Source organism: Ruegeria halocynthiae (genome assembly GCF_000743705.1).
GTDB lineage: Bacteria > Pseudomonadota > Alphaproteobacteria > Rhodobacterales > Rhodobacteraceae > Ruegeria > Ruegeria halocynthiae_B.
Window position 1 is genome coordinate 174,468 of sequence record NZ_JQEZ01000002.1, and the last position, 21,927, is coordinate 196,394.

General features: G+C 59.3%; 22 protein-coding genes. 8 read left to right on the forward strand and 14 right to left on the reverse strand.

Annotated elements, in window-relative coordinates:
• Positions 1–18 precede the first annotated feature (18 nt).
• From JT51_RS07155 to JT51_RS07165, 3 genes are all read right to left on the reverse strand, one after another.
• Entirely contained in the window at positions 19–423 is a 405-nt protein-coding gene (locus JT51_RS07155; RefSeq protein WP_051927450.1) for a DUF2147 domain-containing protein, read from the reverse strand.
• Between the two features lie 60 nt (positions 424–483).
• The gene (locus tag JT51_RS07160; RefSeq protein ID WP_200876075.1) at positions 484–2,289 is read right to left on the reverse strand and encodes an ABCB family ABC transporter ATP-binding protein/permease; all 1,806 of its coding nucleotides are present in this window, start codon (positions 2,287–2,289) and stop codon (positions 484–486) included.
• 78 nt (positions 2,290–2,367) lie between these two features.
• Positions 2,368–3,651 (reverse strand): LysM peptidoglycan-binding domain-containing protein, encoded by a 1,284-nt coding sequence (locus tag JT51_RS07165; protein WP_037310065.1) that lies wholly within the window; start codon positions 3,649–3,651, stop codon positions 2,368–2,370.
• Between the two features lie 126 nt (positions 3,652–3,777).
• Between JT51_RS07165 and JT51_RS07170 the strand changes: the two genes are divergently transcribed.
• The gene (locus JT51_RS07170; RefSeq protein ID WP_037310068.1) at positions 3,778–4,329 is read left to right on the forward strand and encodes a TIGR00730 family Rossman fold protein; all 552 of its coding nucleotides are present in this window, start codon (positions 3,778–3,780) and stop codon (positions 4,327–4,329) included.
• Positions 4,330–4,373: 44 nt separating this feature from the next.
• Here JT51_RS07170 and JT51_RS07175 read toward each other — a convergent pair whose 3' ends face one another.
• Together JT51_RS07175 and JT51_RS07180 are read right to left on the reverse strand one after the other, a co-directional pair.
• Positions 4,374–4,835: a host attachment family protein gene (locus JT51_RS07175; protein WP_037310071.1), complete on the reverse strand. Its 462-nt coding sequence runs from the start codon at positions 4,833–4,835 to the stop codon at positions 4,374–4,376.
• A 312-nt stretch (positions 4,836–5,147) separates the two neighbouring features.
• A complete protein-coding gene (locus tag JT51_RS07180) occupies positions 5,148–5,747 on the reverse strand; it encodes a superoxide dismutase (RefSeq protein ID WP_037310073.1) in 600 nt (199 codons plus the stop codon).
• A 100-nt stretch (positions 5,748–5,847) separates the two neighbouring features.
• Here JT51_RS07180 and JT51_RS07185 point away from each other — a divergent pair, with 100 nt between their 5' ends.
• Positions 5,848–6,609: an FkbM family methyltransferase gene (locus tag JT51_RS07185; protein ID WP_037311871.1), complete on the forward strand. Its 762-nt coding sequence runs from the start codon at positions 5,848–5,850 to the stop codon at positions 6,607–6,609.
• A gap of 99 nt (positions 6,610–6,708) precedes the next feature.
• Positions 6,709–7,104 carry a hypothetical protein gene (locus JT51_RS07190; protein WP_037310076.1) on the forward strand — a complete coding sequence of 132 codons (396 nt, stop codon included), beginning with the start codon at positions 6,709–6,711 and terminating at the stop codon, positions 7,102–7,104.
• 42 nt (positions 7,105–7,146) lie between these two features.
• Here the strand turns inward: JT51_RS07190 and JT51_RS07195 are convergent, their stop codons facing one another.
• From JT51_RS07195 to JT51_RS07210, 4 genes are all read right to left on the reverse strand, one after another.
• The gene (locus JT51_RS07195) at positions 7,147–7,713 is read right to left on the reverse strand and encodes a sarcosine oxidase subunit gamma (protein ID WP_037310079.1); all 567 of its coding nucleotides are present in this window, start codon (positions 7,711–7,713) and stop codon (positions 7,147–7,149) included.
• Positions 7,706–10,720, reverse strand: a complete 3,015-nt coding sequence (locus tag JT51_RS07200) for a sarcosine oxidase subunit alpha family protein (RefSeq protein ID WP_037310082.1) — start codon at positions 10,718–10,720, stop codon at positions 7,706–7,708. Before JT51_RS07200 ends, JT51_RS07195 begins: the two co-directional genes overlap by 8 nt.
• A gap of 67 nt (positions 10,721–10,787) precedes the next feature.
• Positions 10,788–11,117: a sarcosine oxidase subunit delta gene (locus tag JT51_RS07205; protein ID WP_037310085.1), complete on the reverse strand. Its 330-nt coding sequence runs from the start codon at positions 11,115–11,117 to the stop codon at positions 10,788–10,790.
• An 88-nt stretch (positions 11,118–11,205) separates the two neighbouring features.
• Positions 11,206–12,450, reverse strand: coding sequence for a sarcosine oxidase subunit beta family protein (locus JT51_RS07210; protein ID WP_037311872.1), 1,245 nt, complete (start codon positions 12,448–12,450; stop codon positions 11,206–11,208).
• 196 nt (positions 12,451–12,646) lie between these two features.
• Here JT51_RS07210 and ccmI point away from each other — a divergent pair, with 196 nt between their 5' ends.
• Genes ccmI through JT51_RS07225 form a run of 3 tightly spaced genes read left to right on the forward strand, consistent with a single transcriptional unit; the run spans position 12,647 to position 14,585 of the window.
• Positions 12,647–13,873 (forward strand): c-type cytochrome biogenesis protein CcmI, encoded by a 1,227-nt coding sequence (ccmI, locus tag JT51_RS07215; RefSeq protein WP_037310086.1) that lies wholly within the window; start codon positions 12,647–12,649, stop codon positions 13,871–13,873.
• Positions 13,870–14,334 (forward strand): Holliday junction resolvase RuvX, encoded by a 465-nt coding sequence (ruvX, locus tag JT51_RS07220; protein ID WP_037310090.1) that lies wholly within the window; start codon positions 13,870–13,872, stop codon positions 14,332–14,334. The genes ccmI and ruvX overlap by 4 nt, the downstream gene beginning before the upstream one ends.
• 17 nt (positions 14,335–14,351) lie before the next feature.
• A complete protein-coding gene (locus JT51_RS07225) occupies positions 14,352–14,585 on the forward strand; it encodes a DUF1289 domain-containing protein (protein ID WP_037310094.1) in 234 nt (77 codons plus the stop codon).
• 276 nt (positions 14,586–14,861) lie between these two features.
• Here the strand turns inward: JT51_RS07225 and JT51_RS07230 are convergent, their stop codons facing one another.
• The 5 genes from JT51_RS07230 to JT51_RS07250 form a co-directional block, all read right to left on the reverse strand.
• Positions 14,862–15,590, reverse strand: coding sequence for an STAS/SEC14 domain-containing protein (locus JT51_RS07230; RefSeq protein WP_037310095.1), 729 nt, complete (start codon positions 15,588–15,590; stop codon positions 14,862–14,864).
• 36 nt (positions 15,591–15,626) lie between these two features.
• Positions 15,627–16,409, reverse strand: coding sequence for a hypothetical protein (locus JT51_RS07235; protein WP_037310099.1), 783 nt, complete (start codon positions 16,407–16,409; stop codon positions 15,627–15,629).
• On the reverse strand, positions 16,406–17,230 hold the full coding sequence (locus JT51_RS07240) for a sulfite exporter TauE/SafE family protein (protein ID WP_037310103.1): 825 nt from the start codon (positions 17,228–17,230) through the stop codon (positions 16,406–16,408). Before JT51_RS07240 ends, JT51_RS07235 begins: the two co-directional genes overlap by 4 nt.
• Positions 17,231–17,269: 39 nt before the next feature.
• Entirely contained in the window at positions 17,270–18,295 is a 1,026-nt protein-coding gene (gene dusA / locus JT51_RS07245) for a tRNA dihydrouridine(20/20a) synthase DusA (RefSeq protein ID WP_051927451.1), read from the reverse strand.
• A gap of 143 nt (positions 18,296–18,438) precedes the next feature.
• The gene (locus JT51_RS07250; protein WP_037310106.1) at positions 18,439–19,050 is read right to left on the reverse strand and encodes a TetR/AcrR family transcriptional regulator; all 612 of its coding nucleotides are present in this window, start codon (positions 19,048–19,050) and stop codon (positions 18,439–18,441) included.
• A gap of 141 nt (positions 19,051–19,191) precedes the next feature.
• On the opposite strand from JT51_RS07250, the gene JT51_RS07255 reads away from it, so the two are divergent.
• Positions 19,192–19,656: a (2Fe-2S)-binding protein gene (locus JT51_RS07255; RefSeq protein ID WP_037310109.1), complete on the forward strand. Its 465-nt coding sequence runs from the start codon at positions 19,192–19,194 to the stop codon at positions 19,654–19,656.
• A 3-nt stretch (positions 19,657–19,659) separates the two neighbouring features.
• Positions 19,660–21,846, forward strand: coding sequence for a xanthine dehydrogenase family protein molybdopterin-binding subunit (locus JT51_RS07260; RefSeq protein ID WP_037310113.1), 2,187 nt, complete (start codon positions 19,660–19,662; stop codon positions 21,844–21,846).
• The last annotated feature ends 81 nt before the right edge of the window (positions 21,847–21,927 follow it).

The following is a 21,927-nucleotide window of genomic DNA, read 5'->3' on the forward strand; positions in this document are numbered from 1 at the left end:
TTCCAGCCCCGCTTTGCGTTACAGGCGTGTCCAGGACTGGTGCGCGCAGATGTGATGCTCGCACCCTTTGACCTTGAGGGTGTCGCCCTGAAGGGTCATCTGGGGAACCGCGTCCACGTTGATAAGCGGCACCCAGAACTCTCCCCCGCCGTATTTGCCGGCCCCCTGACTTGCGACATCCCAGAACAGTTTCTTGCCAATGTTGGGGGTCTGCACTTCTTTGCCGGACTTGTCATAAGCGGACAGTATCTTGCCGCAGAATTTATCACCGCAGGCCGTGATCTGAATATGAGAAGTCAGTTCTTTGCGATCCGGCTCGGTTTTCCAGACGCCCTCGATGGGGTCACCCGCAGCCAGGCCCGGGGAGAGAAATACACCAGCGCAAAGCGTGGATATTACAGTTTTTCGGATGAGATTTCGCATAACAACACCTCTGACTTGGGGCCAAGATTGTATCATAGTTTTCCGCCGAGCGGCCGTGCCCTAGGCGGCTTGCGTGTCCGATTGCTGACGGTTCCAAAGTTGCGCATAGCGGCCTTCGTGTCGCAGCAACGCGTCATGCGTGCCCTGTTCCAGAATTTCGCCACGTTCCAGCACAACAATTTGGTCCGCTTCAGCAATGGTGCTTAGACGGTGGGCGATGGTCAGAACCGTCCGCCCCTCGCCCGCACGTGCCAGGGCGTCCTTTATGTCCCGCTCGGTATCCGTATCCAACGCCGATGTCGCCTCATCCAACAACAGGATCGGAGGGTTCTTCAGCAGGGTCCGCGCAATACCAACACGTTGCTTTTCGCCGCCCGACAGCTTCAGGCCACGTTCACCAACCTTGGTGTCATAACCTTCGGGCAAGGTGACGATGAAATCGTGAATCTGTGCCGCCCTTGCGGCGGCTTCGACGTCTTCCTGCGTTGCACCGTTGCGGCCATAAGCAATGTTGTACCGGATGGTGTCATTGAACAACACCGTGTCCTGCGGCACCACACCGATAGCGGCGTGCAGGCTGGACTGCGTTACATCGCGCACATCCTGCCCGTCGATCTTCAAGGCGCCGCCGGTCACGTCATAGAACCGGAACAGCAGCCGCCCGATGGTCGACTTGCCCGACCCCGTGGCACCGACAATGGCCACCGTCTGCCCTGCAGGAACCGTCAGCGAAATACCCCTGAGGATTTCACGGTCGGCGTCATAGCCAAAGCGCACATTGTCCAACGTGACCTCGCCCCCCGAAACGACAAGATCGCGCGCGCCGGGTTTGTCGGTGACTTCGGCGGGTTGCCCTAGCAGGTCGAACATCTGCCCCATATCCACCAGCGACTGACGGATTTCGCGATAGACCGTGCCCAGAAAGTTCAACGGTACGGTAATCTGGATCATATACGCATTGACCATGACGAAATCGCCCACCGTCAGCCCGCCATTCTGCACGCCGATCGCCGCCAGAACCATCACGCCGATCAGGCCACAGGTGATCAGGAAGGATTGCCCAAAATTCAGAAATGCCAGCGAATACGCAGTCTTGAGCGCGGCCCCCGCATACGCCTTCATCGAGACGTCATACCGTTCAGCTTCGCGGGTTTCCGCGTTGAAATACTTGACCGTTTCAAAGTTCAGCAGGCTGTCGATTGCGCGTTGGTTGGCCTCGGTGTCCTGATCGTTCATCTCGCGCCGCAGCTTCACCCGCCATTCGGTCACCGCGAAGGTGAACCAGATGTACAGCGCGATGGTCACAGCGACCACGACCAGATACCACACGTCGAACAGCCACATCAGGATGATCGCAACCAGAAGCAGCTCCAGGATCAGCGGCCCGATAGAGAACAGCAAGAACCGCAGCAGGAATTCCACACCCTTCACGCCGCGCTCGATAATGCGGCTCAGACCTCCGGTGCGGCGGGTTACGTGATAGCGCATGGAAAGCTGGTGAATATGCTGGAACGTCTCAAGCGCAAGGGCCCGCAGCGCCCGCTGCCCCACAGGCGCAAAGGCCGCGTCGCGCAACTGTTGAAAGCCGACGGTCATCATTCGTGCGACACCGTAAGCCACGGTCAACCCCACAGCGCCCAGCGCCAGCGGCGGAACGCCTTCATTCGCCAGCCCATCGACCGCGCCTTTGTACAGGATCGGGGTATAGACCGCGATCAGCTTGGCGATCACCAACATGCCCATGGCCAGCGCAACGCGGCGTTTTACCCACGGCTCGTCTTCGGGCCACAAGTAGGGCGTGACTTTCCGGATCGTGCGCCAGCCAGAACGGCGCTCGTCGGTTTCTGGCATGTCGTCAGAGTTCATTGGGGCTGTCCGTCTCATCACGTACCTGAACTTCGGTCAGAGATAGCCCCTGCCCCAGCATGGGCCAGGAGCAGGGGTTTATTCGGGTATCGTAAAGACCTGCCCCGGGTAGATCAGGTCAGGGTCCCGGATCGCGCCCCGGTTGGCTTCGAACAGCTTCACATACAGAACGCCGTCTCCGAATCTTTCACGCGACAATGCCCAAAGGGTATCGCCCTCTTGGACGGTCACGGAACGGATGGCGGGTGTTCCCGCTTCGGTCGCGGGCGTGTCAGAGACGTCGGCGGCGCGCAGCACGTCCAACGGCTCGCGTTTGAAGGGGGTTTCCAATCGGCTGACCACGGTGCCGTCGGCCGCAACCTCATCCAGACGCAGGGTATAGACACCTGGGTCGATGCCCTCCAGCTCACTACGCCATTTTCCGTCTTCGGCAGGTGCCAGATCGGCCACCAACCGGTTGTCCAGATACAAACGTATCGCAGAGCCGTCCGGCACCCGGCCCGTCAGTTCGACGCCACCCGCGTTCGAATAACCGATGGTGTCCAATGCAACCTGATCCGGCGCGCCGGGTTGCGGCGTCAGTGGCTGCACAAGCTCGACACCGTCTTCGCCCGACCGCAGAATGGCAATCTGCTGGCCCGGCGCATCGTCCGCGGTTTCCTCGGCTGGGGCCTGTGCCGTCTGGTCAGGCTGATCTTCGACGGGTTGGGCCGGTGCCTCGGCCACCTCCGCCTCGCCGTCTGTCGGCGCGGATGCCTCTGCGGCGGGTGCTTCGGCGTCGGGCACGTCGGGCACAAGGTTCTCGGCTGTTTCCACACCTGTCACAGCTTTGTCTTCGGGTTCGGGCGCGGGCAAGGCCGCAATGACGTAATCATCCGACCGCACGGGCTGATCGCCGCCTGCCACCTCAAGCGTCAGACCCCGGGCATCATTGGAAAAGGGGATCGACACGAATTCCGCAAACTGGCCGCTGGGATCAACGGTAAAACTGTGAACCTGCTCACCATCCAGCAAGACGCGAACATCCGCACCCGGTTCGGCGTTGCCGGACAACACGGCGTTGCCGTCGCGTTCCACAAAGATCTGATCCAGCGTTGGCGCAACCTCGGCCGCCTCTTCCGGCGCAGCGGTATCGGGCACAGACGTGCTGTCTTCGCTAACATCCGCAGATGTGGCGTCATCGCTCTGGGCGACTTCATCGGTGGGCTGGACCGCAACATCCGTTTGCGGCGCGGTTCCTTCCGGGTCGCCACCACTGATGCCGGACAGGAATAACCCGCCAGCCCCTGCCACCACTACAATACCGGCGATCACCCCCCAGATGAAAGTACCGGAGCGTCCGCTTCCTGACTCGGCGTTCATTCTTTTCCTTTCACTCCGCAGGGCAAGTGCTTTGACTATAACACATTCTGCCGAACGGTTGAGCCAATCTATCAATCCCGCTATCACGGGTCAAAACCTCAGGCACAACCCCGGAGAAGCCATCTGATGTCTCAGAAATCCATCTGTGTGTATTGCGGGTCACGCAATGGCGCGAATTCGGCCTATTCTCAGGCCGCGCGGTCCTTTGGAAGCTTGCTGGCGCGGGAAGGTTGGCGGCTGGTTTATGGCGCGGGTGATGTCGGTTTGATGGGCGAGGTCGCGCGTGCGGCCCAGACCGCAGGGGGCGAGACATTCGGCGTCATCCCCGTGCATCTGGTCAACCGCGAAGTCGGTAAAACCGACCTGACCCATTTCGTGATCACCGAAACGATGCACGAGCGCAAGAAGGTCATGATCATGAACGCCGATGCCGTTGTGGTTCTGCCGGGTGGTCCGGGGTCACTGGACGAGCTGTTTGAGGCACTCACGTGGCGGCAGTTGGGCCTGCATGAAAAACCCATTCTGGTGATGAATGTGGATGGCTATTGGGATGCTCTGCAGTCGCTGCTGGATCATGTGATCGGCCAGGGCTTTGCCGATAGCACGCTTGCCGACTTCGTCACCTGGGTCGACGACGCCGAAACAGCGATGACAGCCCTGCGCGAGAAACTGACCTGAGGCCACCCGGGCTAACGGGCGGCCTGAGCCGCCCGTTGAAGGGATCACGCAAAGCGGGGTGCGGGTTTCAGACGCTGGGTCAGGACTTGTTCGACCTTGTGCAGCGGGTGATTTGTCAGGGTCCTGTCCACTTCGGCCACGACCTTGGCCAGAACCTTTCCATGCAGGCGACGGCGCAAAAGGCCCAGAACATGCGGACTGGCAACAAGCACCAGCCGCTCAAACGACCCCTTTAGCCCCTTGCGGTTCAGCAAATTGGCCAGATCCTGAACAAACAGAGACTTGGCGTGGGTTTTCCATTTCGGTTCCTCAACGGCGAACTTTTGATTTGGCCCGCGATCATATCGACGCCCGGCCCGGTCCGATGGTTTGGGGCTCGGTGCGTCCTGTTCCTCGACCGAGACAACAACCAGATTTGGATCTTCGGCGTCGGTGATATTCTCCATGAACAACGCCTTTTCCCCGTCAGCTATGACAACCCATGTTCCCTGTTCAAGTGCGACCATTGTGATCTCCTGTTATGGCGTGTGTGGCCATCCCTCTTTCGTCAGGCACAGTTAAACCCTGACGCGCCAGTGGAATTTCGGCGCGTTGCCTGATGATTATGTCTTTGGTTGGCGGCTCTCTCCCTCCGCCTAACCTAAGGTAAGCAATGATGGGCGGCGTACAATCCATCTCAGGATGAAACTTTATTCATCAGCAGGTTTCCTCCTGCCGGACCGACAGCCAGCCCGACGGAAAACCCGCACACGACAACAAAAAAGACCTGCCAGCGTCACCGCCAGCAGGCCCTTGATAAACCCTTGTCGGGTTAATGGTTACATCCGCGACGCAACGTTTTCCCAGTTCACCAGATTATCGAGGAAGTTCGACAGGTAAACCGGGCGCTTGTTGCGGAAGTCGATGTAGTAGGAATGCTCCCACACGTCGCAACCCAGCAGCGCGGTCTGACCAAAGCACAGCGGGTTCACGCCGTTTTCAGTTTTGGTCACGGCCAGCGAGCCGTCAGCGTTCTTGACCAGCCATGCCCAGCCCGAACCGAACTGACCGGCACCAGCGGCGCTGAACTGCGATTTGAATTCATCAACCGAGCCAAAGTTTTCGGTCAGAGCTTTTTCCAGCTCACCGGGCATGGCATTGCCGTCGGGGCCCATCATTTCCCAGAACTGGTTGTGGTTCCACAGCTGGCTGATGTTGTTGAAGATGCCATTCTGCGCGACGGCGGATTTGTCGTAGGTGCCAACGATTGTCTCTTCCAGCGACTTGCCGTCCCACTCAGTCCCTGCGATCAGCTTGTTGCCGTTGTCGACATAGGCCTTGTGGTGCAGATCATGGTGATATTCCAATGTTTCCGCGGACATACCCTTGGCTGCCAGCGCGTCATGTGCATAAGGAAGATCAGGAAGTTCAAAAGCCATGTCGGCCCCCTGTTAAAATGATTGTTGCGGTTCCAAAGGTTAAATGCTTTGGCAACCGCCGCAGGTCAAGGGCCGAGGCAATAAAACCCGGAGGTCCGCGATGCTTACCCAGGCGCGCAAGATGTTCTACCGCGCCCGCGGATATTATGCTGGCAACCTGAATGGTCAGCCATTCCGCCTGGACCCCTATCACTCGAAATTCTGGCGCAAGGCGTCGGCGGGCAACTGGGAGCCCGAGACTTTTACCGTTCTGGACGAATACCTGTCGCCCGACCGGGACTATCTGGATATCGGCGCGTGGATCGGCCCGACGGTTCTGTACGGGGCCAGCAAGGCGCGGCGTGTCTGGTGTTTCGAACCCGACCCTACGGCCTTTCGTTATCTGGCGTGGAACCTGGACCTGAACGGGATCACCAACGTGTCGGCCTTTGGCGTGGCGCTGTCGGATCAGTTCGGCGTGGCCCGCATGGCATCCGTCCGTGGAGAACCCGGCGATTCCACCAGTTCGCTGCTGCATGACGGCGCGCATGGCAGCGATGCGCTGACCATCGCCTGGGACCAGTTTGAAGCGGTCAATGACCTGTCAGCGGTATCGCTGGTGAAAATGGATATCGAAGGGGCAGAATTCTTTGTCCTGCCAACGGTGTTGCCATGGCTGAAACAACATCGCCCAACCTTGCTGTTGTCACTTCATGCGCCCCTGTTGGCCGAAAAGGACAGGCGCGACAAAGTCAAAAAACTGCTGGAGCAGCTAAACTTCTACAGTCGTTTGTCCGACGAAAAGCACAAATCAATTTCCGCAGAGGATTTGCTGTCTCATACCGCTTTGTCCCAGTACCAGACAGTATTGTTGCAAAAGTAGAGCAGTCGATCTGATTTTACCTTTTTACGGGACTTATAAGTTGCGCTTCCCCTTTGAATCCGGCGACCTGAATTCATCTAATTTAGCGAGAGACGACTGATGAAAAAAATAATTCTGGCCTGCGTTGCAGCACTGTCCGTGCAAACAGCATGGGCTGACACCGTTGAATACAAATGCAATATTACAAAGCCGGACAGCCATGGCTGGATTGCACCCGAATACCACTTTCAGATAGATGCCGACACTGGTCAGGCCAAAGTCGTCAGTGGGCATCACGACTGGACCAAAGCAAAGCTGAAAGTGAAAAAAGGGAACGAGTATCGAGTCCTTTGGAACGTCACTCTGCGATCAAGCGAAGGCCAGAACCTGCGTATGAAGTATCAGGCCAACTTTGATGCGGCGAAAACTACGGTCCGGGTACGCGCCAGTTTTTCACATATAAATGCTTCCAACAAACCTTATGGCTCTGGGGTCTGCAGTGTTGTCACTGGTTAAAGAAAAGCCCCGGTTTGAACGGGGCTTTTTTCTTTTCCGATGTCAGTACACCCCAACCTCACTGCCGGGTTGTGCCGCAACCTTGAGAAGTTTGAACACGTAATCCGCCGCCGACCGAAAACAGACGACGCGGAAGGTTTCGTCGTCGTCCATCCAGAACGCGCCCGCCACCTGTGCCAGACGCGAACGGCGGATTTGACCGGGCTGAAAGGCCTCGGCCGACAGATCGACCGGGGCCAGTTTGCCCATCACTTCACGCGCGTTGGCGCCAGCGATACGGAACACCGCGCGGGCGTCCGAGACGTTGACTGCCAGCGCATGAACTCCGCTAAGTGCGTTGCTCATCACGGCCAGTTTGGTTTCAACCTCGGCATAAGGGACCAGCACCAGAAGTTCGTCGGTGGACATCCAGCAGACACCGGTGTCGCCCTTGATCAGCGCCTCGCGCTGGCCGGGCACTTTCTGCCCGGTGGCGTCTTTGACGGCCTTGATCAGCACCTTGTCGGACAGGTCGCCCCGCAGGGTGATCATACCTTGCAGGCCGCATTCTTCGACCTTGGCGATGCCGGTATAGCTGGCGTGGTTCAGTGCGCTGATGGGTTCAGACATTCTGCTTCTCCCCGTCCTTGTCGAAAAAGATCGGGTCCACGATCTTGGCTTTGTAGGATTTACCGTCGGTGCCCGGGAACTCGACAATCTCACCCATGCGATCGGGGCCGTGCTTGATCAGGCCCATGGCGATGCCCTTGCCCAGATTGGCCGAGTAATAGGTCGAGGTCACGCGCCCGATCATGTTGCGCTGACCATTGGCGTTGACGCCCTCGCCCACCGCATAGGCACCATCGGGGATGACAGACCCATCCACAGTCTCAAGCCCGACCAGTTTCCAGCGTTCGGGATCGGCCATATGGGTGCGCGAATGGGCGCGCTTACCCAGATAGTCCTCTTTCTTTTTCGACAATGCCCAGTGCAGCCCCAAATCCTGTGGGATCACGGTGCCGTCGGTCTCGTCGCCGATCATGATAAAGCCCTTTTCGGCCCGCAGGATGTGCAGACATTCAGTGCCATATGGCATCACGCCGAACTCTTTTCCTGCCTCTGTCAGGGCATCCCAGAACGCCTGGCCCTGCGATGCGGGCACGGCAAGTTCATACGACAGCTCACCCGAGAACGAGATGCGATAGGCGCGGCAATCAAAGTCACCGATCTTGCCATCCCGCCATTCCATGAAGGGCAGCGCCTCTTTCGACAGATCCATGCCGCCCAGTTTCTCAAGCACCTTGCGGGCGTTGGGGCCAACAACGGCGACCTGCGCATATTGCTCGGTCACGTTGGCGACATAGACTTTCCAGTCCCACCATTCGGTCTGCAGCCATTCTTCCATGTGACCATGGATACGTTCCGCCCCGCCGGTGGTGGTGTGGCACAACCACGTATCCTCGTCGATGCGGGCGACAACGCCGTCGTCGATCAGAAAGCCGTTTTCCGAACACATCAGGCCATAGCGGCATTTGCCGACCTTCAGCGTGGACATCATGTTGGTGTACATCATGTCCAGGAATTTGCCCGCATCGGGGCCTTTGACGATCAGCTTGCCCAGCGTGGATGCATCCAGCAGCCCGAGGTTTTCGCGGGTATTCTTCACCTCGCGGTTCACGGCGTCATGCACGGATTCACCGGGACGGACATAGGCATAGGTCCGGCGCCAATGGCCGACCGGCTCCCAATCCGCGCCATTCTTGTCGTGCCAATTATGCATCGGCGTTTGACGGATCGGCTGGAACACGTCACCGCGTGCCTCGCCGCCGATAGACGCCATCGAAATAGGTGTGTAGGGCGGGCGAAAGGTGGTGGTGCCGACCTTTGGAATCTCCGAATCCAACGCATCAGCAAGGATCGCCAGTCCGTTGATGTTGCTCAACTTACCCTGATCCGTCGCCATACCCAAAGTGGTGTAACGCTTGGTATGCTCGACACTCTCGTACCCTTCGCGGGCGGCCAGTTGGACGTCGGATACTTTGACGTCGTTCTGGAAATCAAGCCACGATTTCATTCGCAGCTGAATGTCGGCATTGGCAGGCATCAGCCACACCGGCTCCATCGGGGCCTCTGCCACATCCGCGCCTTTGGGGGCATCCGCTGTAACCGGCGTGAACCCTGCGGCGTTAGAGGCCGCCTCGCCGGCGGTTTGCGCATCGAACAGGACATCCTGCAACGGCATCGCTCCGTTTGCGGCACCGGCCGCGACGACAAAGCCCTCGCCGTTTGCGCCCAGCGGCGGGCGTTCGGGGTCCGGGTGGAAATGGGCGTTCGCCTCATCCCAAAGCAACTTGCCCCCGCAATGGGACCACATATGCACGACCGGAGACCAACCACCCGACATGGCGACCGCGTCGCATTCGATTTCCTCGCGTGCGCCACCGATGCCGTCCTGATTGCACAGCGCCACTTTCTTGACGCGTTTGCCGCCTTTGACCTTGGCGATGGCCTTACCCGGATCAACGCGGATACCAAGCTGACGCGCTTCTTCGGCCAGCGGTCCGGCTGTTGCCCTAGCGTCAACAACACGCAAGATATCCACACCCGCCTGTTTCAGGATAATCGCAGTGCGGTACGCGTCGTCATTGTTGGTGGCGACAATGACCCGGTCACCTGGGGTCACACCCCAGTTCACCACGTAATCGCGCATGGCCGAGGCCAGCATGACACCCGGCACATCGTTGCCCGCAAAGGATAATGGCCGCTCAATTGCACCCGTAGCGGTTACAATCTGCTTTGCGCGGATACGCCACAAACGGTGACGCGGGCCTTGTGCGCCCGGTTTATGGTCTGTCAGACGCTCATAACCCAGCACATAACCATGATCATAAACGCCGGCACCCATGCACCGGGACCGCATCGTGACGTTGTCCATTGTTTCGAGTTCGGAAACCAATTGTTCCACGAACTTATCCACAGGCTGGCCGTCAACGGTTCCGCCATCGACCGGCGCACGCCCGCCCCAATGGGCGGTTTGTTCGATCAGCATCACCTTGGCACCGGACTGCGCCGCCGCTTTGGCGGCCTGAAGCCCCGCAATACCGCCACCGATTACCAGAATATCAGTGAAGGCATAGAAGTGTTCATAGGTGTCCGCATCCCGGCTGTCTTTGTCGGGCGCCTTGCCCAGACCCGCCGACTGGCGAATGAAGGGTTCGTAGACATGTTTCCAGAACGGTTTGGGGTGGATGAACATCTTGTAATAGAAGCCCGCCGGCAGAAAACGCGACAGATGTTTGTTCACGGCCCCGATGTCGAACTCCAGGTTCGGCCAGTGGTTCTGCGAGGCCGAAGTCAGGCCATTGAACAGCTCGGTCGTGGTGGCACGTTGGTTCGGCTCAAACCGATTGCCCTGCCCCAGACCGACCAGCGCGTTGGGTTCTTCGGCACCACTGGCGACAACGCCGCGCGGACGGTGGTATTTAAACGACCGGCCCATCATCATCTGATCGTTGGCCAGCAGGGCCGAGGCAAGCGTGTCGCCCTCATACCCCTGCATCGAGGTGCCGTTAAAGGTAAAGGTGACCTGTTTCGACCGGTCGATCAAACGGCCTTGTTTTGCGAGACGGGTGCTCATGGTGCGGACCTTTCGCGGATGGAAGCGTCAAAGCCTCCGGCGGGAGTATTTTGGATAAGATGAAGCATCAGGAGAACTCTCTCCACGTCCATCCCGGGCGCTTGGCAGTGATGGCATCCTTGATCTTTTGCGGTGGCTCAAACACCTGCGCAGAATAAGTTCCGAACACTTCGAGCGTCTGGGTGCAACGGGCCGCGTGGAACCACTTGCCGCAGCCATTGGCGTGCCGCCAGCGTTCGAAATGAACACCCTTGGGGTTTTCGCGCATGAACAGATAGTCGTGAAAGTCGCCATCCGACGAGCCCGGGCCATAGCGCTTCAGATGCGCCTCGCCACCAGCGGCCAGTTCGGTTTCTTCGGCGTCCACGCCGCAATAGGGGCAATTCAGGATCAGCATGTGTTCATCCTTTCGGCGACAGGCGAGACGTAAGTGCCTGTGAAATCTGTGACAGGGGCGCAAAAGATTTTTCGACGAAAAATCTCCATCAGTGCGCTACCCCGGCGGCGACGCTTTCGTCGATGAAGCGGCCTTCCTTGAAGCGGTCCAGCGAGAAGGCCTCGGTCAGTGGTGAATGGCCAGTGGCCATCAGTTGTGCCATGCCCCAGCCCGAGCCCGGGATGGCCTTGAAACCACCAGTGCCCCAGCCGCCGTTGATGAAACAGCCCTGAAGCGGCGTTTTCGACAGAATGGGGGAACGGTCGCCGGTCATATCCACGATCCCGCCCCATTGACGCAACATTTTCAGGCGCGAGATCATCGGGAAGGTCTCGACCAGCGCCCGCACCGTTTCCTCGATGTGGTGGAAAGAGCCGCGCTGGGTATAGTTGTTGAACCCGTCGGTGCCGCCGCCGATCACCATTTCGCCCTTGTCGGATTGCGACATATAGCCGTGCACGGTGTTGGCCATCACAACCACATCCATGCAGGGCTTGATCGGCTCGGACACCAGCGCCTGCAAGGCAATGGCCTCAAGCGGCAATCGGAATCCCGCCATCTCGGCCAGTTGGCCCGAGTGGCCCGCAACAACGATCCCAAGCTTTTCGCAATCAATCGCGCCTTTGGTGGTATCAACGCCCACAACGCGGCCATTTTCCTGCCGCACGCCGGTGACTTCGCACTGCTGGATGATATCCATCCCCATCGCAGAACAGGCGCGGGCATAGCCCCAGGCCACCGCATCGTGCCGTGCGGTGCCGCCGCGTTCCTGCCACAGCGCGCCCAGAACCGGATAGCGCGGGCCGTCGATGTTGATGATCGGCACCAGTTCCTTGACACGTTCTGGCGTTATCCACTCGGTCTGCACACCCTGCAACGCATTGGCGTGAGCGGTGCGCTGATAACCACGGATTTCGTGCTGGGTCTGGGCCAGCATCATAACACCGCGCGGGCTGAACATGATGTTATAGTTCAGGTCCTGGCTGAGATCCTCGTACAACCCCCGCGCCTTTTCGTAGATCGCGGCCGACGGGTCCTGAAGATAGTTCGATCGGATGATCGTTGTGTTCCGGCCAGTATTGCCACCGCCCAGCCAACCCTTTTCGATCACGGCAACATTCTGGATGCCATAGTTCTTGCCCAGATAATACGCCGTCGCCAAACCATGCCCGCCCGCACCGACAATGATCACGTCATAGCGTTTCTTGGGCTGGGGCGACCGCCAGGCGCGTTCCCATCCGGTGTGATAGCGAAGCGCCTCGCGCGCCACGGCAAAAGCTGAATAGTGTTTCATGGGCGAATCCATCCGGTTCGGTGATTGAGCGCAGATATGCCGCGTAACGACAGAATACCCCTGCCATGCAACGCCGTAATATCGCACTATTGCGACATAGCCCCCATTATTGCGACATGTAGTCGTCTCGCGGCCATTTGTCCCTTTTTTCTGCCGGTCCACAGGTCTAAGTCAGGACAGCCAATTCGGAGAAACCATGTCGTTCTGGGCCGTGACCGTTCTAACCGCGCTGCTGATTGCTGCGTTTCTGGGGTATTCAATGCTGCGTGGTCGCAAATCGCGCGAACCGGCAGCAGCCTTTGACCTGCGCGTATACCGACAGCAGTTGGTGAGCGTGGATCGGGATCTGGCCCGTGGCGTCATCGCCGATGCTGACGCTGAAAGGGTGCGGACCGAAATCTCGCGCCGTATTCTGGCAGCGGATGCGCAAACGCAGACCCGCACCGAGCGATCCGGGCCACCGGCTTGGGCAACGATTTCGGCACTTGCAGCCGTCGCTCTGCTATTGGTTGGTGGGGCGACTGCGCTGTACCGCCAGTTGGGCGCCGCTGGTTTGCCTGACCAACCTTTGTCATTTCGTGTTGAGATGGCCGAGAATTTGCGCGCGGAACGCCCCAGTCAGGCCGAAGCCGAAGCCGCCGCGCCACCCGCGCCCCTGCCGACACTGGATGAGAATTACGCCAACCTTTTGAAGCAGCTGCGCGAAACCGTCGCTGAGCGCCCCGACGATTTGCAAGGTCAAATTCTGCTGGCGCAACACGAAGCAAACGCGGGCAATTTTCCGGCAGCTTACACGGCACAGCAACGAGTCATCGAATTGTCTGGCGAAACAGCACCGGCAGATGCCTATTCGCACCTGGCTGAAATGATGGTCTTGTCCGCCAACGGATATGTTTCACCCGAAGCCGAAGACGCCCTGCGTCAGGCGCTGAAACGTGATCCGCGCCACGGGCCGTCGCAATATTACCTGGGCCAGATGATGGTTCAGGTCGGACGCCCCGACATTGGATATCGGATCTGGGTCGATGCCCTGCGCGACGCGCCAGCGGGTGCGCCGTGGGCCGAGGCCATTCGTGCGCAGTTGGATGAGCTGGCCTTTCGTGCCGGCGTATTCAATGCGCCAAACATTCCCGCCCCGGCATCGCCCGGCCCCAGCCAGGATGACGTCGAAGCCGCCGCCGCTTTGACACCGGAAGAGCGGCAGGAAATGATCATGGGCATGATCAACCAACTGTCGGATCGTTTGGCCACCGAGGGCGGTGCGCCGGAAGAATGGGCCAGGTTGATCGCAGCACTGGGCGTTGTGGGCGACACCGAACGGGCCGCCGGGATTTATGAGGAATCCCAGGCGGTTTTTGCCGGTAACTCTGATGCGCTGGACATGCTGACCGCAGCAGCCCGGCAAGCGGGGGTGACGCAATGATCTATGACGTATTCGAGGATTTCGCAGCCTCACTTGCACCCATGACCGCATTGATGGGTCTGGATCTGGGCGAGAAGACAATTGGTGTTGCCGTAACCGATCGGATGCGCACGGTCGCCAGCCCGCTTGAAACAGTGCGCCGCAAGAAATTCACACTCGATTCCGCCCGTCTGCTGGAAATCATCGCCGATCGCGAAATGGGTGGCATACTGCTGGGTCTGCCCAGAAATATGGACGGTACCGAAGGCCCCCGCTGCCAATCCACCCGCGCCTTTGCGCGCAACCTGTCGCGGCTGACCGAGATGTCAATTGGGTTTTGGGACGAACGGCTCAGCACCGTTGCGGCGGAAAAGGCACTGCTTGAGGCGGATACGACACGAAAACGTCGCGGACAGGTTATCGACCACGTCGCCGCAGGCTATATTCTGCAAGGGGCGCTGGACCGGATGCGCTTTCTTTAGTGGAACGGGATCGACCAATGACAAACATGGTTTGGAAAAGGAACGAGGTCGAAAGCCCGTGCGTCCAGATTTGTGTCGTTCACCCGACCGAACGCATCTGCACCGGCTGCTATCGCACGCTGGATGAGATTTCGCGTTGGTCCAAGATGGACAGCGTGGAACGTGCGGAAATCATGGAAGACCTGCCCTCACGCAAGCCCCGCCTGGCCAAGCGCCGTGGCGGCCGGGCCGGACGCCTAAAGAACTCCTGACAGGTTTTGGGTAAAGCCCTATTCGCTGATGCTTCGCCGCTGCAGGGTCGTCCGAACTCCGAGGGGGTCAAGTTCAAAGACAACTTTTGAGTGAGTGGTCCCTACAGCGGCGCGCTTCGGTATTTATGTTCATCCAGCGTGGTATGACCGGCGAACAGTGCTTGTTCTATTTCTTTTTTGACCAATCAATCAAGAAAAACTGAAGGCCTCTTTTGCCTGACCTTACGTCAGCGTATTTCTACGCTGACGATAGTGTTCAAATACGTCAGGGATTGCTTATCCGGCAGCCAACCAGGACTTGGCATTTTCAAACTCTTCCGACGGAAAGAATTCGGTTCTTGTGCCCAACACATGGCTGGCGACCCGCTGCGCCATATGCTGCCAGGCCTTGTCCCCGACGATTGCCGCACGGTCCAGCATCCCGACATGCCCGCGCGCCAGCCGGAAATGCGCGGTCAATGCCGTCAGGCCCTGCCAGCCATCGAACTCTCGCAGGTCAATCAACAGCCGGAACCCCTGTTTCTTGTGCAGCAGGGTATCCAGATCGACCTCGGCTTGCTTGTATTCGTCGGGGTCCAGCTTGCCCATCAGACTGATCTGAACGCATGGGCCGCCCAGATCGGTCACATGAATGGCCCCCAGCGATTCGCGCATCCAGCGACGGGCGGCTTCCAGTTCGGACAATTCGAACACCTGAACCGGGCACGGCAAGATCGGTGCCGCCAGACGGATGCTGGTCTGGACCCAGCTCTGATCTGCTGCAACCGCGATGCGATCAAAGCCACGCCAGTGGCTGAGGCCCAGCTTTGTGTCAGACCACGCCGCGCTCAGATCGTACCCTTTGAATTCCGGCTGGATCACCGCCAGCAGCCGAACCGTTTCATGTTCTGTCAGCGCGGCTTCGATTGCGGGGACCAGGGCTTGGGTGTAATCGGCGCTGGTCACCTCGCCAGACAGCTCGATTTCGATCAACGCACCATCAGAATTCGTATGGACCGTTATCATCGGTCAAAACCTCCAAACATTAATAATGGCAAGAGGTTACGGGGATTCGATCCATTCGGCTACACCCCCTGCGCATTCAGGTCGGAAATAAGCGATCATCCGTCCTTCCGGCCCGGCAACACCCCCCGCCCCCCAAGGCGCGACGCCATGCAGACAGTGGCGGTGCAGCAGATACGCCTCACCCGGTTTTGCGGGCAATTCGATGCGCTGGCAGGTTTCGAACACCTTGCGGCGGGCGGTCTGGTAGATGTCGGTGACGTCCACTTGATCCAAGGCATCTTTGGGTACCCCGGCCAAGGCGTCTTGGAATGCGGCGCGCATGATCCTGTGGCTTTGGTCCCACAGCACCATCGGCGCGGCATCTGCGCTGGCATCTGTCAGGGGAATTCCCAGAATCCAGGCATGGGGTTCATCCACACGACGGCGGCGATCCGGCCCGTTTGGCCGCAGCCCGTCCACATGGGCCGCGTCCCGGTTCAAACGATACCGCGCAGCATTCGCCCCCTCCCCGCGCCGCGGGCGGGGATAGCCGGGATAAATCACCGAGACCTGCCCTTTGTGCAGAGGCAAAGACCCGTAATGCTCGGCGATGAAGGCCATGGCCTGCCCGGCCAAAACGTCAGAGCGCCCCACCCTGCCCTTTGGGTCGTTGTCCAACGCATCGACGCCAATAAACCACGTCCCGTCACAATCCAGCCACGCGGCATGCGCCGGATCATCGACCGACGCACGCGCCAAGGGCAAAGCGTGGTTCACCCACTCGGCGATGTCCGGGTCGAACGGAAACTTGACCCACCCATTCGCCCAGAAATCAGTCAATAGCCCAGCGCCTTGCGCAGCATGTTCAGCGCGACCAAGGTCAGGAACACCGCAAACACGCGTTTCAGGGGCTTGGGGTCCATGGCATGGGCCAGCTTGACCCCCCATGGTGCGGTGATCATCGTCATGGCAACCACGATCCCGAATGCGACCAGATTGACCGCCCCGATTGTAAACGGCGGGCGATGCTCTGGCGCGATGTCCAGAAACAGAAAGCCCAGAACCGAAGGCACCGCGATGATCACGCCAAACCCGGCGGCCGTGGCGACGGCCCGGTGGATAGGAGTGTTAAACAGGCTCATCAGCGGTACGCCGAAACTGCCCCCGCCGATGCCCATCAGGACGGACAGAAAGCCCACAGATGGCGACAGGGTCGCGCGGCGGATACCTTTGGGCATGGCATCACCCAGACGCCACTCTGACCGGCCCAGACCCAGATAGGCGCCGATGACCATGCCAAGGACGCCGAACAGGGCCTGCAACGCTTCGGTCCGCAGAGCCGAGGCAACCAGAACCCCCAGGACCGCTCCGATGGCGATACCCGGCCCCCAGCCACGCAGGATATCCCAGTCCACCGCACCCTTCTTGTTATGCGCCAGCACCGACCTGATTGACGTCACGATAATGGTCGCCAAAGACGTCGCCAGACACAGTTGCATCAACTGCGGGCCGCCATATCCAAGCGTTTGAAACGCATAGAAAAACGCGGGCACAAGGACAATACCGCCTCCGACGCCAAGCAATCCGGCCAACACACCGGCCAGCGCCCCGATCACAAGCAAAAGGCCCAGCATCTGGGCCAGCAACATCGTCTCGGGCATCTTCCCCCCAAACCGGCCCCGGGCCGTATCTCATTCCATTCAAACTTCGGCCAGTGGTGCCACATTCTCCAGCGCCTGCAGCATCACCTCGGGTCCGGCACCATCGTGCACCGCGCCTTCGGACAAGGCCCGCCGCCAGGCCCGCGCACCGGGACGACCGGCAAACAGACCCAGCATATGCCGTGTGATCTGGTGCAAACGCCCCCCTTCGGCAAGGTGCCGATCAACATAAGGCACCATTTTGTGGACGACATCAATCGGATCAGCGGTCTGTCCTGTTCCAAAAATTAGCGGGTCGGCGGCCGCCAGAATATCGGTCGGCTGATGATAGGCCGCGCGCCCGATCATGACGCCATCCAACCCGGCCTCAAGGTGCTCGCGCGCCTGATCCAACGACGAGATACCACCGTTTACCGAGATATGAAGGTCCGCAAACGCCGCCTTCATCCGGTGAACCAGATCATAATCCAGCGGTGGAATATCCCGGTTTTCCTTGGGGCTAAGCCCCTGAAGCCACGCCTTGCGCGCATGGATTGTCACCCGCCGACACCCGGCTGCGCGGATCTGTTCCAGAAAGGTGGGCAGAACTATGTTGGGGTCCTGTTCGTCCACACCGATGCGACATTTCACGGTGACCTCGACATCAACCACCTCACGCATGGCGGCGACGCATTCGGCGACCCGCCCGGGTTCCTTCATCAAAACGGCACCAAATGTCCCGGATTGAACACGGTCCGAGGGGCAGCCACAGTTCAGGTTGATCTCATCATACCCAGCATCGGCCCCAAGCCGCGCAGCTTTTGCCAACTCAAGCGGGTCCGAGCCGCCCAATTGCAGCGCAACGGGATGTTCCTGCGGGTTATAATCCAACAAATGCAACGCCCCACCACGCACCAACGCCGGAGCCGTCACCATTTCAGTATACAACAACGCCTGCCCGCTGAGCAGCCGATGCAGATAGCGGCAGTGCCTGTCGGTCCAGTCCATCATGGGAGCGACAGACAGGCGTGCGGCTCGGTCGACCCTGTCGAAACCTGTTTTGCTGGAATGCTGCAAAGCTGACATCGTTTCCGTTTTCCCGCCTTGGTCTGATCGTTATGCAATGCTGATGGGATTGAAAGTCAAGAACGCCGTTTAGCACTGTTTCAGGATCAAAGACCACACAGAAACGCCAACTCGGCGGGATGTCCTGAGATGGGATTGGCGGGTCAGTGGCCTTTGGTTCCGTAGCGGCTGAGAATCATTTCGACGCTGCTTTCGATTGTGGCCGTCATTTCGGCCTCGCTCAGAACATCACCGGTGAAGACCATCGGCCAAAAGGCTTTTGCCTTGATCAACCCGATGAACTCCTGCCCGGCCTGATCCGGGTTGTCGATCTGCAACTGCCCGTCATCTGCGGCGTCTTTCAGCATGGCGACAAAGATCGCGGTCTTGTCCAGCTTGCCCTGCGCCGCCGCCGCCAGAACCGGATTGCGCAGGGTTTCGCTGATCACCATGCGCGACATTGCGATCACCTCGGGCAGCATCAAAATGCGCCCTTCGGCCCAGGCCAGATCCGTCAGCTGTTCGCGGATATCGCGGCCTTTTTGGTATCGGATATCCAACACCCCGGCAAAGCGGCTGGACAATTCGATCACAATGGATCGGAACAGATTTTCTTTGCTTTCAAAGTACTTGTATAACGTGCGCTTGGAAACCTCGGCCCGGGCCGAGATACGGTCCATACTGGCGGCAGCGAATCCCTTTTCCTGGAATTCGGCCACGGCCGCCTCGATGATCTGGGCGTGTTTGGGCGTATTCGGCGCGCTGCAATCACTCATATTTCAATGCTATAGACCTATTGACTTATCCAGGTCAAACACCACGTAAACTCTCTAGTTTACACATGCGAAATCATCACCTAATGTAAACGCGCCAGTTTACCGACTCAGGTAACCAGCCCAACACGGAGAGTCCCCCCAATGGCTTTAACTTTGAAATTGAATGGCGAAACCCACACGGTTGACGCCGAACCCGGCACGCCCCTGCTGTGGGTAATCCGGGATGAGCTTAAGCTGACCGGAACCAAATTCGGCTGCGGCGTTGCCTCGTGTGGCGCGTGTACCGTACATCTGAATGGTGAGCCCGTGCGCTCTTGCCAGACCTATATCGAAGATGTCGAAGACGCCGAGATCACCACAATCGAGGCGGTTGGCGATGACAAGATCGGCGCTGCCGTTCAGCAGGCCTGGGTCGAACTTGACGTGGTCCAATGCGGCTATTGCCAATCCGGTCAGGTGATGTCGGCGGTTGGGTTGCTGTCTGAAAACCCCAAACCCTCGGCCCAAGAGATCGACGACTACATGCACGGCAATGCCTGCCGCTGTGCCACCTATCAACGCATCCGCGCCGGTATTCAGCGCGCATCCGATATTCTGGAGGGCTGATCCATGACCATCAACACTTCTCGCCGTGGATTTCTGAAAACAGCCGCCGCCGCTGGTGCCGTCCTGCTGGTCGGTGCCCGCACCGATGGCGCGCTGGCTGCGGCCTCGACCGAAACCGCTCAGTTCAACCCCTTCGTCAAGATCGACGCGGACGGCACCGTGACCGCCATCGTCAAGCATTTTGAAAAGGGTCAAGGCCCGGCAACCGGTCTGCCCACGCTGATCGCCGAGGAAATCGGCCTGCGCATGGATCAGATCGAATACGAATTCGCGCCGTCCAATCCGCAGGTCTATAACAATCTTCTGTTTGGTCCGTTCCAGGGCACCGGCGGGTCGACCGCGATGGCGAATTCGTGGTTGCAATACCGCCAGGCAGGCGCAGCCGCTCGCGAGATGCTGATCAACGCCGCCGCCCAAAGCTGGGGCGTAGACGCATCCGGCATCGTGATCGAGGAAGGCATCGTCAAGGCGGGCGATAAATCCGCCCCGATTGCCGAGTTTGTCGCTGCGGCCTCTCAGATGGAGCCCCCGGCCGAGCCGCGCCTAAAAGAACCATCAGAATTCCGCCTGATCGGCAATGACGCCGTGCGACGCAAGGATTCGCCGATCAAAGGCAATGGGCAGGCAAAATATGCGATGGACGTGCATTTGCCGAACCAGATGGTCGCCATGATCAAGCGCCCTGAATCACGCGGCGGCATCGCCACCGGCTTTGACGACGGCGCCTCCAAAGCGATCAAGGGATACATCAACGCCGCCGTTCTGCCCAACAAGGCTGGTGTGGCCGTTTACGCCGAAAACACCTGGGCCGCGATTCAGGCGCGCGACGCGCTTGAGGTCGAATGGGACATGTCGGGCGCGGAAACGCGTGATTCCGATCAGATCAAGGCCGAGATCATGGCCGCGCTGGACGCAGAACCCGCATATAACGTGAACAAGGCAGACGCGGCGGCGGTTTCGGCGACGATTGATGGCGCAGACAAGGTGGTCGAAAAGACCTTTTACTTCCCGCTGCTGGCCCATGCCCCGATGGAGCCCCTGAACTGTACCATCGAGCAGACCTCTGACGGGTCCATCGTCCTGCATGACGGTGCGCAAATGCCGACCGGACCGCATATGGCCTATCAGCAGATATTCCAACTGCCGCCCGAGAAGATCCAGATCAAAACGATGCTGGCGGGTGGCTCTTTCGGGCGTCGCGCGACCCCCGATGCGGATTATCAGGTCGAGGCGGCGCTGGCCTTTGTGGTCACAGATCGTTCGCGGCCTGTGAAGCTGGTCTGGACGCGCGAAGACGACATTCGCAGCGGATACTACCGCCCCGCTTTCGGCCACAAAGTGCGCGTTGGTCTGAATGCGGATGGCACCATTGCCGGATGGCAGCATCAGGTGGCCGGGCAGTCGATCATGAAGGGCACCCCGTTCGAGGCGTTCTCGGTTCATGACGGGATTGACCACAGCTCGGTCGAAGGGATTGGCGACAGCCCCTATACGATCCCGGACATGGCGGTTGGGTTGACCGACACGCCCAAGGCGACCTCGGTTCTGTGGTGGCGCTCTGTGGGCCATACGCATACGGCCTATGCGATGGAGACCATGATGGATCTGGTCGCCGAGGCCGCAGGCCGTGATCCGATCGAATTCCGTCTGGCGCATCTGGCCGACAGCAGTGATCCGGATCAGGCGCGCAAGGCGGCTGTCCTGAAACTGGCGGCTGAAAAGGCGGGGTGGGGCAATGCCCCGGCTGGCCGGTCACAGGGAATCGCGGTACATAAGTCCTTTGGCTCTTATGCGGCCGAAGTTGTCGAAATCTCGGGCGATCCTGAAATCGGCATCAAGATCGAAAAGATCACCTGTGCTGTGGATTGCGGTATCGCCGTAAACCCGGACGTGGTGCGCGCGCAGATGGAAGGCGGTATCGGTTACGGCATCGGCCACGCCATGCGCGACCAGATCACCCTGACCGGCGGGGCGGTGGATCAATCCAACTTCCCCGACTATGAACCGCTGCGGATCGGCGACATCGCCGCGATTGACGTGCATATCGTGCCCTCGGCCGAGGCCCCGACCGGCGTTGGTGAACCTGGCACGCCCCCGTCCGCACCGGCTTTGGCCAATGCGATCAACGCCCTATCCGGCGTTCACGTGGCCGAACACCCGATGGTTGAGAACGGCGTCAGCTTCGTCTGACACACCTGCCCCGCGCCGCAAAAATGCGGCGCGGGGTTAATTTGATCAAATTTCGTGACAAGTGGCGCAGTCTCGACTACA